This is a genomic window from Secundilactobacillus hailunensis (assembly GCF_005405185.1).
GTDB lineage: Bacteria > Bacillota > Bacilli > Lactobacillales > Lactobacillaceae > Secundilactobacillus > Secundilactobacillus hailunensis.
This window is the reverse complement of the sequence record NZ_BJDO01000055.1, coordinates 1-13,614: the sequence shown is the minus strand read 5'-3', so window position 1 is coordinate 13,614 and position 13,614 is coordinate 1. Positions and strand designations below refer to the sequence as shown.

Genomic DNA, 13,614 nt, shown 5'->3' with positions numbered 1-13,614 from the left:
TATTTTATCACGAAAAAAGCTAAAATCAGTAGGTCTATTTAAGTATGCCCTAATTTCCCTAAACCATCTTATAAAAGGGTTGTCTTTTGGTAGAAAACGTGTTCCGGCGAGCAGGGACTTGCATCTAAAACGCCCGCAACAGAAATCCAAGACCGGGATTTCTGTCACGTGCGCTTTAGATTCCAGCCCCTTAACGCCCACCTCCACACTCTACAATCTTGACTTCCCCATATCATTCTCCATCCGATAAACAACCTTCTCAAACACCCGCCGCAGCGGCATGATGAGCGTGAATACCAGAACGAAGACGAAGAGGATCAAGACATCGTGGCCAATCACTGACCAATTTGGCGTGGTCATGACCTCCCTGAAGAGCTGCATCGCGTACGTGAACGGCATGAATGGTGCCATCGCGGCCAAATCTTTTGGCACAACCTCCAGGGGATAGACCCCACCGGTTCCGAACAGTTGGACCAGCATCATCAGCACGATGACCACCTTGCCGGCATTTCCCAGCATGAAGACCAGATTGAACATGATGATGGCAAACGTGAAGCTGGCCGCGTAAAACGCCAATAGGAACAGTATCCAGTGCACCGGCCTGACCCCCAGCACGATTTCACCTAAGAAGGCGAACGTTGCCTGGAAGAAGCCCATTGTCAGATACAGTGGCAGTTTACCGAAGTAGGACTGCATATGGTTCGGACGGTGCAGACCATTTTTATCATCCGGCAAGATATACTCCCAAGCTAAGATGGTCGACATCAGCAGCATTCCGACCCACAGCGCCAGTACCGTGTAGAACGGCGTGACTTGCCAGCCAAAGGTCTTCATCGGATAGATCTCTTTGGTCTGCATTTTAATGGGTGACGACAGGATCGATGACAGGCTAGGGTCAGTGCCTAACAGCTTGATCAGACTATCCAGATTCTTGCTGTTTAAGAAGCTGACCTGCTTATTTAACGTCTGCAGCGTGCCCTTGATCTTTCCCAGCTGGGTAGTAATGCCACTGGTCTGCGAAGCCGTGATCGACCCGGCATCCGCCATTGCCCGCAGTTCAGGGATCACTGAGCGCATCGACTGGACCACGGAACTGTTGCCATTTAGATTATCATTTAGTGTATTGTTCAAACTGTTCAAAGCCGGACTGGTCGTTGAATTAAAATTGGTGTAGGCGGTATCCAGTGCGGTATTCAACGTATTGGAAGCTGCCTGCAGTTCGCGTATCAGCGACTGCTGCTTACCAGTAGTATGCGCCCCGCGAAGCTGTGTCACCAGCGATTTTTGCCGGTCAACGCTCTGCTTGGCTTTAGCCACCGAACCGATCAAGGCGTTGGTACGGTTATTGGGCACGAAGTTGTTAATGATATCCAGCATTCGCAGGGTATCGCTTAACGAGTCGTTGATCCCATTGAGCAGCGAAGTCGCTGAACTGGTGGTGGCTTTTAGCGTGGTGTTAGAAACGTGGCCCGATGGCAGACCGTTGAAGTTATTTTGCAGGCGCGTGCCTTGGGTCTGCAACGAATTGATGCCACGACCTAAATTAGACTGCAGCGATTGGTTCAATTGCTGGGTCGCGTTATTTAACGATTTCGTATTATTGACCACTGCCTGAAGATCATCGATTTGCGCGGAGATCTTAGGCAGGTTGGTCTTCATCGTCTGCAAGGCTGCCCGCGTCTGCTGGTTTGTTTGGTTCACGTCGTTCAAGGTGCTTTCAGTTTTATTGATCGTTCCGATAGCATCACGCAAAGACGAGCGGACCTGCAGGATCTCCGGCTTCTTAGTCGCAATGGTTGCACCAGCCTTGTTGGCCGCTTGAAGGACCTCCTTGCTGGCGGTTTGGATGAAGCTTTGGCGGATGTTATCTGTTAGGCTGTTTTGCGCCTGGCCAATGATCTTAGTAGCTGCCGGGTTCAATTTTTCATTGGATTTATAAATGATGGTGGGTTTTTGCGGGTCAGCGGTGGTAAAGGTGGTGAGCTTGGTCGAGAAATCGTCAGGGATCTCGATCATGCCGTAGTATTTACCATTCTCCAGACCGTTATTAGCGGACCAGTCATTGGTGAAGACCCAGTGAATCGCGTGATTTTTATGGAGCTGTTTAACAACTTGATCCCCCACGTTAAACGGCTTGCTATTCAGCGAGCTGCCTTCATCGCTGTTGACCACCGCAATCTTGAGGTGGCTGGTACGTGACGGCGAATAGGGGTTCCATGACACCTGAATGTTCAAAACGGCGTACAGCATCGGAATGAGGGCAAATGCCAGTAGAGTCACCCAAATTGAGCGGGTATGGAAGATATTATGAAAATCTTTTTTAATGAGCCTGAAAATATCACGCATAGTGTCCTCCAGTCGGTCAAATCATGTCTAAAATTAAACGGGATAATGTTCCTATATTATAGCCCATAACCGTGGTTCAGCAAGGCACATAAGAAGACCCTGATGCCGTTTTAGTAAACCGCGCGCATCAGAGTCTCGTTAGTTGTTACTTCGCATTGAGCTGGTTCAGTAGGGTAGTGATCACTGGCAGCAGACTGCTTTGACTAGAAGTCGCATCGTTGATCAGTTTCGCGGTGTTATATAAATTGTTGATCCCGTTAGAAAAACTGCTTTGAACCAATGAAATGATCTGGCCGAGTTTAGTGATATCGGAATTGTTATTGAGAGAAGTTTGCAGTTTCGTCAAATTGCTGATCAGTGTTGGCAAGGTGGTATTGTTGTTGACCGCCTTCAGCAGGGAAACGATTTGGTTATGCGTCTTGGTGGAAGTGGAATCAATCAAGTTCACCAGTTCGTTTAGCTGACTGAGCTGTTTTTGGGTATTTACGACCCGAACGAGGTGGCCACGCCAGATCCAGCCTCTGACCTTGCCGTTACCGTTTCTGACGTAGTAGTAGACGGCTTTGTTGCCGTTGGCTTTGCGGATGGTGTCTGACTTATAGGTGTAGAATACGGTAAACGGATAATTATCCGCGTTGTGGGCTTTCTTTTTCAAATTGGTACTGGAATAAAGATAACCGCTCACCGCGTGATACGGTTTCTTAGAAATGTGGCGTGATGAGACAACTTTAGCACTTTTGGACTTCGCAGATGCCGGGGTGCTAACGCCGAATGTGGTAAACAAACCGGCGCAAAGAGTGAGAATCAAAAAACTTTTCTTCATTATAGTGAAAACTCCTTTGTTTAATATTGAAAATAGTATACCATCAATTGCTCTAAATTCCTGTAATCTGGGTGTCACAACTACTTGAATAGTCAATAGAATGATAAACTGAGACGGTTACTGGTCGCTTATTTATCTATATTTTAGTACAATTTAACCGAGAATGTCTTGTTTCTTAAAAATGCGAGTGGGTTCAGTATCGTCTCGCCAATGCTTGAATTTCGGCAGTGTGTCCCCTAAAATATTAACCAGTATGCAAACTTGGTCCATTTGGCCGAAACGGAATGAATAAAAGGATGGTTGAAATGGAAAACATCAAAGCAATCTATCAACGTGACCTAAAGGCGATGATCTCGTCACCATTCGTGATGATCACGATTCTGGCCCTGTGCATCGTCCCCAGTCTTTACACGCTGATCAACGTCCGGGCGCTCTGGAACCCGTATGACGTTTCTGAAATTAAAAATATTCCGGTGGCGGTGGTGAATCACGATACTGGCGCCAAGCTGGCGGGGCAGCAGCTCAACGTTGGCGATACCGTGGTGCAGACGCTAAAAAAAGACCACCAGCTCGACTGGCGGTTTGTCTCGGCTGATAAGGCGGACACCAAGTTAAAAGAGGGCAGCTACTACGCGGAAATCGTGATCCCCAATAACTTTTCTCAGTCGCTGTCCAGCATTGCTGGCGATAACCCGCATAAGGCGCGGATCGTCTACAAAGCCAATTCCCGGGATAGTCCCATGGGCGGCAAGATCACTGAGACCGCGGCAAAAACACTGGTCAATCAGGTGCAGACTAACTTTCTGGAGACCGTCAACACCACGCTGTTTTCGAAGCTCAACGTGTTAGGCAATAAGGCTAAGAACCAGCAGGGGCAGATTCTGGAACTCAAGGACTGGATCATTGGTCTCAGCGACTCCATGGATCTCGCCACCGGGGCGCTGGGGGAGATCAACCACACGTCGACGAATATGCAGGCGATTTTGACGGGTTTAAAGCCGGTCATGTCCGCCTCGCAAAATGTGGACGTGCTCCAGCAGAGCAACGCCGCCACGGCGGATTCTCTGCACAGCGTTCAAGGGTCGGTCAATAAGGCCTTTAACAGCCTTGAAACCAATCTGAACAGCGCGACTGCCAGCGCTAACCGGCTGAACAGTCTCGTCAATCAGCTGAACCGCTCGGCCAATTCCACGAACCGTGGGGCTGTTAACGATCTGCTGAATCAAGCTGATTCGCAGGTGAACCTGCTAAAAGGGCAGATTACTCCGTTGCAGTCCTTCTTAAAGAGCGTTAACGGACAGTCGCATTTATCGGCCATTAGCGGATTAAACGATACTCTAGGCAATGCTGTGTCGCTGCTGAACGCTGAGAAGGCGCAGTTGCGGTCACTTAAATCTTCATTGAACAGCAACGGCCGGTTAACGTCGGGTGAAATTGCCAGCGCGGCCAATAACGCGCACCGCATTACCGTGAACATGAATTCCGCTTTAAGCCAGTATGACCGTTCCGTTAAGACTCATTTGGACGGCATTAGCGGCAACCTGCTTTCAGCGGTCTCGAAGTCACGGTCGATCATCGGCGAATTGCAGCAGGCGAAGGGCATTAACGAAAATTATCTGGACAACGCCATTAAGGGTAACCAGCTGATCTCGCAGTCCAGTTCGAATCTGGAATCTAAGTTGACCAGCTACCAAGATGACGTTAAAAACATCGCTGATCAGCTGAAACTCACCAGCGATAATGACATTGTTAGCATCATTACGGTTCTGCAGAACAATCCCAAGACCATGGGGCAGACGCTAGTGTCGCTCTTTAACGTCAAGGATGAAAACATCTACAAGGTGGGGACCTTTGGGGCAGCCTTCTTGCCAACCTACATCACGCTGTCGATCTGGATTGGCTGCACCATGCTGGTCATGATTTTGCACACCACGATTCCCCGTGAACAGCGCCGGTTCCACAACATGACCGTTCACGAAGAATTCTGCGGTAAAATGCTGACGTTTGGGACGCTCTCTTTGATCCAAACCATGATCATCATCTTCAGTTCAATCATTTTCCTGCGCGTGCAGGTGGAAAGCCTCTTTATCATGCTGCTTTTCGGGGTGCTGTCCTCGATGCTCTTCACGGCCATTATCTACGGGTTGGCCGCGACCTTTGGCAACCTGGGGAAGGCCGTCGTCATCTTCCTGGTGGCATTGCAACTGGCGGGCTCCGGAGCGCTGTATCCCGTTCAGCTCGATCCAGCATTTTACCGGATGGCTTACCACATTGCGCCATTTGCCTATAGTGTCGGCGGCTTCCGTGAAGCTGTCGGCGGGCCGAATATGCAGTCGGTCTTTATCGACGCCATTGTCCTGATTTTTATGTTTATCGGCGCTTTCTTATTAGGCTTCTTCCTGAAAATTAAAGCACAGAACTTTACTCGCCGTATCCTGTCAGACTTTAGTCGGACTGGGATTGGGCAGTAAACTATATTAAATGAGTCTTGGGGGGGTGTTCTTCCTGAGACTCTTTTTTTGTGGTGCTTTTGCCCGCCTCCGGCCGCCCGCTGGTTGGACTGCTGTGGGGACCGGTGAAAGCCTGAGAAGCGGTCTTTCACCTCGCAGTTCAGCCCCGCTAAACCCGCGCGTCTGCCCTGTCGCCCCGTGCTGTAAGGGCTAAAGCCCTAACAGCACCATCACAGCTGCCCAACCAGCCGGCGTCCTTCGGCTACATTGTTGCATCACTGAAGATTATCTAAAAATGGTCCTCGTAGAGCGCATTGATGCACTTCTCGAGGACCATTTTGGCTTTCATTATTAAATGATTAAGGGGTTAAACTTCTTGCTTCACAGCAGGTAATGTTTCGAACTTTTCTCTAATGAAGCCGGCTGATTGGGCTAACTTCTGTTCTTCTGCATCGGTGATCGGCAGGCGAAGCGCTTCTACGATACCGTCCTTGCCGATGATAGCAGGGTGGCCGACGTAGGTGTTGTACTTGTCACTATAGCAGGAACATGGACAAGCTAGATTGGCATCATCCAAGACTGCCCGGCTTAATTTTACCGCGCAGGTGGCAATTGCGTAACTGGTATAACCCTTGCCAGAATGGACGGCCCAGCCGCCACCACGGGCTTGGGTCTCCAAGTCTTCTAGGTCGAGGTTTTGCTCTTCAGCTAATTGTTCGATAGGCAGGCCGTTCACTGAGACGGTAGACCAAGCGACGAATTGCGATTCACCATGTTCGCCTAGGGTGTAGCCGGTGACGTTTTTGGCGTCAACGTTGAAGTTTTCGCTGACCACTTTTTGCATTCTAGCAGTATCCAAGAAGGTTCCGGTACCCAGAACACGGTTCTCGGGTAAGCCAGTTGCTTGCTGCAGATAGTAAGTAATGCAGTCACAAGGATTCATGACATCGATCAAAACGCCGTTGAAGCCGGATGCCTTGATCTTGGGCGCAATATCCTGGACGATCTCTCTGGTATATTCGAACTCTGCCCAGCGGTTACCACTGGCATGATCCAGAGCGTGAATGTTACCCGAAGTGACGAATAAGATGTCCGTATCCGCTAATTGTGAATAGTCGTTGATGCGAATCGTGGTGTGTGAATCCAAACGGGCTTGCGAATCCTGAAGGTCCAATTGTTCGGCACGAGCCTTTTTCTCATTTTTATCGATGAGGGTCAATTCATCAGCAATTCCTTGGCATACCAGTGTATAAGCAACAGTTGCTCCAACGTGACCGACCCCGATAATAGCGTATTTTCTCATATGTATTGCCTTCTTCTAATTAAATTTTAATATGTGTTAATGGCATTAAGATAGCATTCAGTTGTTGCGTTGTCAACATCTCATTCATGAATATTGCATATTAAAGGCGCCGTTATTCAGGAATAACAAGGGATTAGCTAGGGAAATTAATTTTGAAAAATTAGTTTGAGCGCAAAAAAAAGCCGTATGACCATAAAGATCATACGGCTTACATATTAGGGCGGTATGTGGGGTTCGAACCCACGCGTGCCGGAACCACGATCCGGTGTGTTAACCAAGCTTCACCAATACCGCCATCACAACAATAAACATCATACCATAGATTGAGTGGAGTTGAAAAGCTAAATTTTATTATTTTGCAGATTCATCGTCAGTTTTCTTGTCATCGCCGTCTTGAATCATCCGCAGTGCCCGTTGATATTCGTTTACTGACTGGGTAAATGGTTCCCAGAATTGCGGCGCAACAGTGCCGGCTTTACGTAGCTCAACCCCCATTGCCGTTGGGACCCAGTCGACTTCATCGCCTTCTTTGAGTTCCAGCTGTTTCACAAATTCATCGGGCAGTTTCAAAACCAGCTCACCATTTTCGTTTCGTTGAATCTGATTTGATTGCGCGTCCATTATGCCAGCCCCTTTCTCATCACGAATTTTAAATATATTATACGGCAAAACGGGGGTGGTGAATAGCCTTTAAGTTGATTTAAGTTTATTGGACATCTTTTTGAAAATGTTGCAAATAAAGGTTTACGTGACCAGCCAATTGGCGCATAATTATGCATGCTTTACAAAAATATTTTCCTTTTCAATGAGGAAAAATCAGGAGAATTTCTTTCAATGAAGAACATGGTTGTCAAGTCATTATTTGTTGCAGGTTTAGGATTAACTGTTTTAGGCGGTACCTCGGTGAGTGCTAGTGCGCATGGGAAGCATTTATCAATTAGTATGAGCAAGACGGTGATGAATGGTCAATTCATCAAGGGTCATGCGACTAAGGGTGCCACAATCGTACTTAGTCGAAACAAGGCGACTTATGGTTACGGCAAAGTTGCCAAGAATGGTACTTTTGCGATTAAGACCCACGCCTTGAAGGGCGGATGGCAGTACTGCGTGACTGTATCGAAGCAGGGGTACAAAACCGCTCATGGATATGTTACCGTTACTAAAGATTCACAGACCAGTGACACACCGGTAGTCAATTCTTCCTCAGCTGCATCGACCAAGTCAGTTAGCAGCCCAAGCAGCAGCTCTAAGCCAAGTTCTAAGAGCAGTGCAAGCAACAGTTCCAAGCCAAGTTCTAAGAGCAGTGCAAGCAACAGTTCCAAGCCAAGTTCTAAGAGCAGTGCAAGCAACAGTTCCAAGCCAAGTTCTAAGAGCAGTGCAAGTAGCAGTTCCAAGAGCAGCTCTAAAAGCAGTGCAAGCAGTAGCTCTAAGAGCAGTTCCAGCAGCAATCAGACGCCCAGCAAAGCAACCCCTACTGACACGCCAACAACTGCAACGAGTTCAGTAACCACGCCAGCTACCACTAACGCTAACAGTGCCTTTCCAAGCTGGTTAGCGCAGAAGGATCTGCCGGCATACGCTGAACTTCAAACGGAGATCAACAGTTATAATCAAGATTTAGTCGATTATGATAAACAACTTAATGGTAATTCACAAGACCTTAACTCAGCTCGTGCTCAGTATCAGAAACTAACAGCAGATAAGAAGACAACTTCAAGTAATAAAACAGCAATTATTCACGATCTGTCAAACCAAATTAATTTGGATAAGGGCAGAATCGCTCGTTTAGTTAAATTATCTGAAGGGTGCGTCAACGAAATTAATACGCTTAAGGCCGCACAGCAGAAGTTCAATCCTAATGCCAGTGCAGTTAAATAACCTGATTTTCACACTAAAGACAGTCATTTAATCATGTGACAGTTAAGCAGTCAGCCATTTTTGAATAGTGGTCGGCTGCTTTTTGTTTACTGTGAAGAATTCAGCGGTTATGCATCTCATAAAAGGGTTGTCTTTGGTAGAAAACGTGCTCAAGCGGGCAGAGAGCTGCATGTAAGCCAAAGCCGACATAAATCCAAGCCCACGATTTTTGCCAACCTTAGCTTACACTCCGCTCTCTAGGCGCCTGCTTTCACACTCTATTTACATTGCCGAAACGTGCTCCGGTGGGCAGAGACTTGTGCATAAGCCACTTTTGGTACAAATCCAAAATCGGGATTTCCACCAAAAGTAACTTATGCGTCAGTCTCTAACCGCCCACCTTCACACTCTACCGCTTGTCCTCCCACTCGCTAACGTGTTACACTACGACTATCCTGAAAGTGATCGAGTACGATATCGTGTTGTGTAACTTCCTTGAGTCGAGAAGGGGGCAATGGTCGTGGCGAAACGCTACGTAATTACCAAGCCAGACGAGCACATTGTACACCGGACGGATAGCCTACAAACGGTTACCCAAATTACTAAGCGTCCTAAATGGGTCGTGGAACAGTATGTAAATAGTGACAAGTTGCTTGATGGCTGGAAAATAGTCGATCAAAATCGAGCGGCAAGTTAGTAGAAATGACCGCCAGCATTAATTGCTGGTGGCCGTTTTTTTATCGCCTAAAATTGCCCGTATTTGAGGATTAATGATGTTTGCCACATCGTTGATACTTTGCTTATTTCCCTTACCTAACCACTCCAAACCCAAAGCCATAATGCCGCCAGTCAGAAAAATGAGTTTCTCGTCAGAGACTGGACGACCTAGCTTGTTTTTATAGAAGGGTGACCCTTCAGAGACGGAAGCATTAAACCAGATTCCTGATTTGCCATTGATGAAAAGCTGTCTCAAGAAAGATTCATTTTCACGAATCACTCGATAAGTATATAAGCTAGCCTGTTGCCAGTTTACAGGTGACTGATTAATGATCTTATTCTGGAAAAAGTCGTGAAAAATATTGTTTGCATGTTCAATCAGAATTTCGTCAATATAGTGATAGTTGCGGTAGAAAGCCGATCTTGATACACCTGCTTTTCGTACTAGTTCACTAACGGAAATATCGTTTAGGCGTTTATTATTCAGCAAATGTAATAAGGCTTCCAATAGTTGCTGTTTTGTTCGAGCTTTAATTTCGGCATTAGCCATCACAGGTTCTCCTTTTATGTGACGTCTCACGTATTGAATGAGTTCAGTATAGCAATTAACATAAAAGTAAGTAAAGCGCTTACGTTTATCTTATTTTTAATCTGAGAGTGTATTTTTTAAACTGATATGTTCAAAATAGCACAAGCGCTCTACTAAAAACTACGCTGTATTTTTAGGAGGATTTTAGAAATGTCAGATAATAATGACAAATTAACCACACCACTTGTGTTCAAGCATGGCGCCAGTATCAAAACACGGATTGCAATGTCGCCGATGGTGATTAATGAGGCTGAAGAAAATGGTAATATCGGTGAAGATGCTTTAAATTTCTACTCGATGCGTTCTAAAGTTGCGGGACTGATCATTACCGGCGCTTCGTACGTCAGTGAAGGTGGAAAAGCGTACGATCTACAAATTGGTGCTGATCGTGACGAAAATATCCCTGGACTAAAGGAATTAGCTAAAGCCTTGAAAAAAGATGGCAATAAGGCCATTCTTCAATTGCATCATGGTGGTCGGGAAGCGGTTACGGCACAAAAACTGAACGGTCATTCGTATGCACCAAGTAAAATGAATTTTCCGTGGTTAGATTACACACCAGAAGAGCTGACTGATGCACAAATTCGGCAAATTATCGCTGACTTTGGCGCAGCAACAACTCGGGCAATTGAAGCAGGTTTTGATGGTGTCGAGATTCATGGTGCCAACCATTATTTATTGCAACAATTCTTCTCAGCGTACTCAAATCACCGCACCGATCATTGGGGCGGTAGTCTAGAGAAACGGATGAATTTTCCGTTAGCTGTTACTGACGCAGTAGTCGACGCTGCTAAAGATGCTGTTAAGGACGGTTTCATTATCGGCTATCGAATTTCGCCAGAAGAGATTCATGGTGAAAATGTTGGATATACAATCAAAGACTCATTGCAGCTCATTGATAAGATTGCTGACTATGACATTGATTATATTCATACTTCTCTTGTGAGATCTTACGATGAAAAACCTCAAGGTGGCAGTGAGAGTATTGGTCAATTAGTTAAAGAGACGGTTGGTGATCGTGCGAAAACAATCATTGTTGCAAATGTTTTTGGGAAAGAAACTGCGGAGAAAGCACTAGACTATGGTGATATTGTGGCTATTGGACGTCAGGCACTGATTGAACCAGAGTTCGCTGGTAAAATTCTTGCTGGAAAGTCGGATGAAGTCTGTACTTCGATTGCTAAGGGTGATGTTGAAAAATTAGGTCTTAAGGATCATCTGATTAAGTGGTTTACGGCACCAGGGAGTCCACTACCACCTCTCCCAGGCCAAGAAAACCTTTAATATAATGTCCTAACGTAGAAGGTATCAAGATTGTGCCAATAATCTTGATACCTTTTTTGGTGGTCATTTTTGGGATTAATGGCTATAATTAAACTATCAATTACACGAATAATATTTTTAAATAGTAGATTATAGTTCGTAAGTATCAAAAACATTTCAAGCGAGGTGCATGATTATTTCATATTTAAAAGTCATCGAGGGGACAAGCTTTTCATCTTCATCGCAAACAGAAGTTACTTACCAAGCACAGCAATTAATTTGTTTGGACGACAATGGCTACATTGCACGCACTATCGAGCCTAGTGATTCAGATTATGTATCTGTCAAACAAATTGCTCAGGCAAACGACACCTTGACCACATTGCGTCCGAATCAATACGTCTTACCCGGTTTTATTGACCTGCACATCCACGCGCCGCAGTGGCCTAATGCTGGTCTGGCATTAGACCGGCCGCTGAATGAATGGCTGAATACCTATACCTTTCCACTAGAAGCGAAGTATCAAGACCTGGATTTTGCCAAATTAGTCTACAATGATCTCGTGCAAGAATTGCTGGCTAACGGCACGACCACCGCGTTGTACTTTGGCACCGTCCACAACGCTGCTAACCTGGAACTGGCGAAGGCCTGCATCCGCCATGGTCAGCGCGGCTTCGTTGGCAAAGTGGCCATGGATAATCCAGCCCAGACGCCCGATTACTATCAGGACGCCTCGGCCCAGGTCGCCGTGGACCAGACCGAACAGTTTATTCAGCAGTTAGGGGAGTTGAATCAGACTACTGATCTGAAACAGACCCCCGTGATCACGCCGCGGTTCGTGCCTAGCTGTACGCCGGCCAGTCTGCAAGGGCTTGGTGATCTGGCACGCAAATACGATTTGCCGGTGCAGTCCCACTGCAGTGAAAGCGACTGGGAGAACGGGTACGCGCTGGAGCACTATCAGATGCGCGACGCTGACGTTTTAGACCACTACGGCCTATTGACGGATAAAGCGGTGATGGCGCACGGCACCCAGCTCAATGACCACGATTATGCGCTGTTTGCGAAGCAGGGCGTTGCTGTCGCGCACTGCCCCATTTCAAACGTGTACTTTGGCAATGCCGTATTGCCCGTTAAACGGGTGTTAGCTCATCACGTTAAGACGGGGCTGGGGACCGATATTTCCGGTGGTTATTCACCCAGCCTTTACCAAAATATTCGCCAGGCTGTCATGTCGTCGCGGCTGCTCCAAGACGGTGTGGATAATCAACTACCGGCTGATCAGCGTGGCGTCAATGACAGTGCCATCAGTGTTAAAACGGCTTTCTACTTAGCTACGCTGGGTGGCGCGCAGAGTTTGCATCTGCAGACTGGTAAGATTGCGGCCGGGTATTTGGCGGATCTGCAGGTGGTTTCGCTGAAAAATGTGTTTCAAGCGGATGATGCCGACAATATTTTTGAGAAGTTGATGTATCAGACTAGTCAGGCTGATATTGAACAGGTTTACGTGCAAGGGGAACAGGTTAAGTGATTGCTGAGTTTTCCATATAAAAAGCCATCTCGTTTGAGATGACTTTTTTAGTCCTCAGTTAGCCACTTTTCCATTTCATCATTATTTACTGGTGCTTTGGGATCATGGGTTAACGCATAACGACGAATATCTGACTCTGCTTGGTGTAACTGTTCATCTTGCACTGTTGTCAATTGTTGATATTCCTCTTTAGGCATTAATACGTAGCCTTTGTTTGCGCTGTTTTCCTTGGCTTGGATAGTAATGATTTCAATTGGCTGTTTCGTCTTGTCTAAGGTTTCAAGAATAGTATGTTGGTATTTAAAGAAATTGGTAGCTGTGTAAATATCCATCATTAATCACTCCTTTGGTCTGGGTTCTGATATTATTATGACTTAACATAGATTGGAATTTCAATTATTTTAGATGGTAAAAATCTATATATCTAAAAGCACCTCATAACAGTTAGGCTGACTAACTGCTATGAGGTGCTTAGTGTTTGTTCTTTACTTTTCTCTAGCCGAAACGTGTTCAAGCAGGCAGAGAGCTATGTGTAAGCCAATGTCGGCATAAATCCAAACCCGGGATTTTTGCCAACCTTAGCTTACACGCCGCTCTCTAAGCGCCTGCTTTCACACTCTTTACTCTTCTATAGCCGAAATATACTAAGATAAGGGAGTCAAAATGCGACGGTATTTTGGCTCCTTTTTTGATACATTGAGGATGGGACAAAAGGTCGCGAACGCGTTGGGCAAA

Annotated in this window: 11 protein-coding genes and 1 tRNA gene; 5 read left to right on the top strand and 7 right to left on the bottom strand. The window is 46.4% G+C overall.

Annotated features, from left to right (window positions below):
* Positions 1-210 precede the first annotated feature (210 nt).
* Together FFM73_RS10985 and FFM73_RS10980 are read right to left on the bottom strand one after the other, a co-directional pair.
* Positions 211-2,346: a YhgE/Pip domain-containing protein gene (locus tag FFM73_RS10985; protein ID WP_137631751.1), complete on the bottom strand. Its 2,136-nt coding sequence runs from the start codon at positions 2,344-2,346 to the stop codon at positions 211-213.
* Positions 2,347-2,491: 145 nt separating this feature from the next.
* Positions 2,492-3,169 (bottom strand): D-alanyl-D-alanine carboxypeptidase, encoded by a 678-nt coding sequence (locus FFM73_RS10980; RefSeq protein ID WP_137631750.1) that lies wholly within the window; start codon positions 3,167-3,169, stop codon positions 2,492-2,494.
* Positions 3,170-3,474: 305 nt separating this feature from the next.
* On the opposite strand from FFM73_RS10980, the gene FFM73_RS10975 reads away from it, so the two are divergent.
* Positions 3,475-5,640, top strand: a complete 2,166-nt coding sequence (locus tag FFM73_RS10975; protein ID WP_171001281.1) for a YhgE/Pip domain-containing protein — start codon at positions 3,475-3,477, stop codon at positions 5,638-5,640.
* 346 nt (positions 5,641-5,986) lie between these two features.
* Here FFM73_RS10975 and FFM73_RS10970 read toward each other — a convergent pair whose 3' ends face one another.
* The 3 genes from FFM73_RS10970 to FFM73_RS10960 all read right to left on the bottom strand — a co-directional run bounded on the left by FFM73_RS10970 (position 5,987) and on the right by FFM73_RS10960 (position 7,543).
* On the bottom strand, positions 5,987-6,922 hold the full coding sequence (locus FFM73_RS10970; RefSeq protein ID WP_137631748.1) for an L-lactate dehydrogenase: 936 nt from the start codon (positions 6,920-6,922) through the stop codon (positions 5,987-5,989).
* A gap of 219 nt (positions 6,923-7,141) precedes the next feature.
* Positions 7,142-7,216: transfer RNA gene (locus FFM73_RS10965), tRNA-His, on the bottom strand.
* Positions 7,217-7,273: 57 nt separating this feature from the next.
* A complete protein-coding gene (locus tag FFM73_RS10960; RefSeq protein WP_137631747.1) occupies positions 7,274-7,543 on the bottom strand; it encodes an AbrB/MazE/SpoVT family DNA-binding domain-containing protein in 270 nt (89 codons plus the stop codon).
* A gap of 213 nt (positions 7,544-7,756) precedes the next feature.
* Between FFM73_RS10960 and FFM73_RS12810 the strand changes: the two genes are divergently transcribed.
* Together FFM73_RS12810 and FFM73_RS12805 are read left to right on the top strand one after the other, a co-directional pair.
* Positions 7,757-8,800 carry a hypothetical protein gene (locus tag FFM73_RS12810; protein WP_171001280.1) on the top strand — a complete coding sequence of 348 codons (1,044 nt, stop codon included), beginning with the start codon at positions 7,757-7,759 and terminating at the stop codon, positions 8,798-8,800.
* 499 nt (positions 8,801-9,299) lie between these two features.
* Positions 9,300-9,476 (top strand): hypothetical protein, encoded by a 177-nt coding sequence (locus tag FFM73_RS12805; RefSeq protein ID WP_159459443.1) that lies wholly within the window; start codon positions 9,300-9,302, stop codon positions 9,474-9,476.
* An 18-nt stretch (positions 9,477-9,494) separates the two neighbouring features.
* On the opposite strand, the gene FFM73_RS10950 is transcribed toward FFM73_RS12805, so the two are convergent.
* Positions 9,495-10,046: a TetR/AcrR family transcriptional regulator gene (locus FFM73_RS10950; protein WP_137631745.1), complete on the bottom strand. Its 552-nt coding sequence runs from the start codon at positions 10,044-10,046 to the stop codon at positions 9,495-9,497.
* Between the two features lie 189 nt (positions 10,047-10,235).
* Between FFM73_RS10950 and FFM73_RS10945 the strand changes: the two genes are divergently transcribed.
* Together FFM73_RS10945 and guaD are read left to right on the top strand one after the other, a co-directional pair.
* Complete coding sequence (locus tag FFM73_RS10945) at positions 10,236-11,369, top strand: NADH-dependent flavin oxidoreductase (RefSeq protein ID WP_137631744.1); 1,134 nt, start codon at positions 10,236-10,238, stop codon at positions 11,367-11,369.
* Positions 11,370-11,538: 169 nt separating this feature from the next.
* Entirely contained in the window at positions 11,539-12,879 is a 1,341-nt protein-coding gene (guaD, locus tag FFM73_RS10940; RefSeq protein ID WP_137631743.1) for a guanine deaminase, read from the top strand.
* 47 nt (positions 12,880-12,926) lie between these two features.
* Here the strand turns inward: guaD and FFM73_RS10935 are convergent, their stop codons facing one another.
* Complete coding sequence (locus FFM73_RS10935) at positions 12,927-13,211, bottom strand: hypothetical protein (protein WP_171001279.1); 285 nt, start codon at positions 13,209-13,211, stop codon at positions 12,927-12,929.
* Positions 13,212-13,614 lie beyond the last annotated feature (403 nt).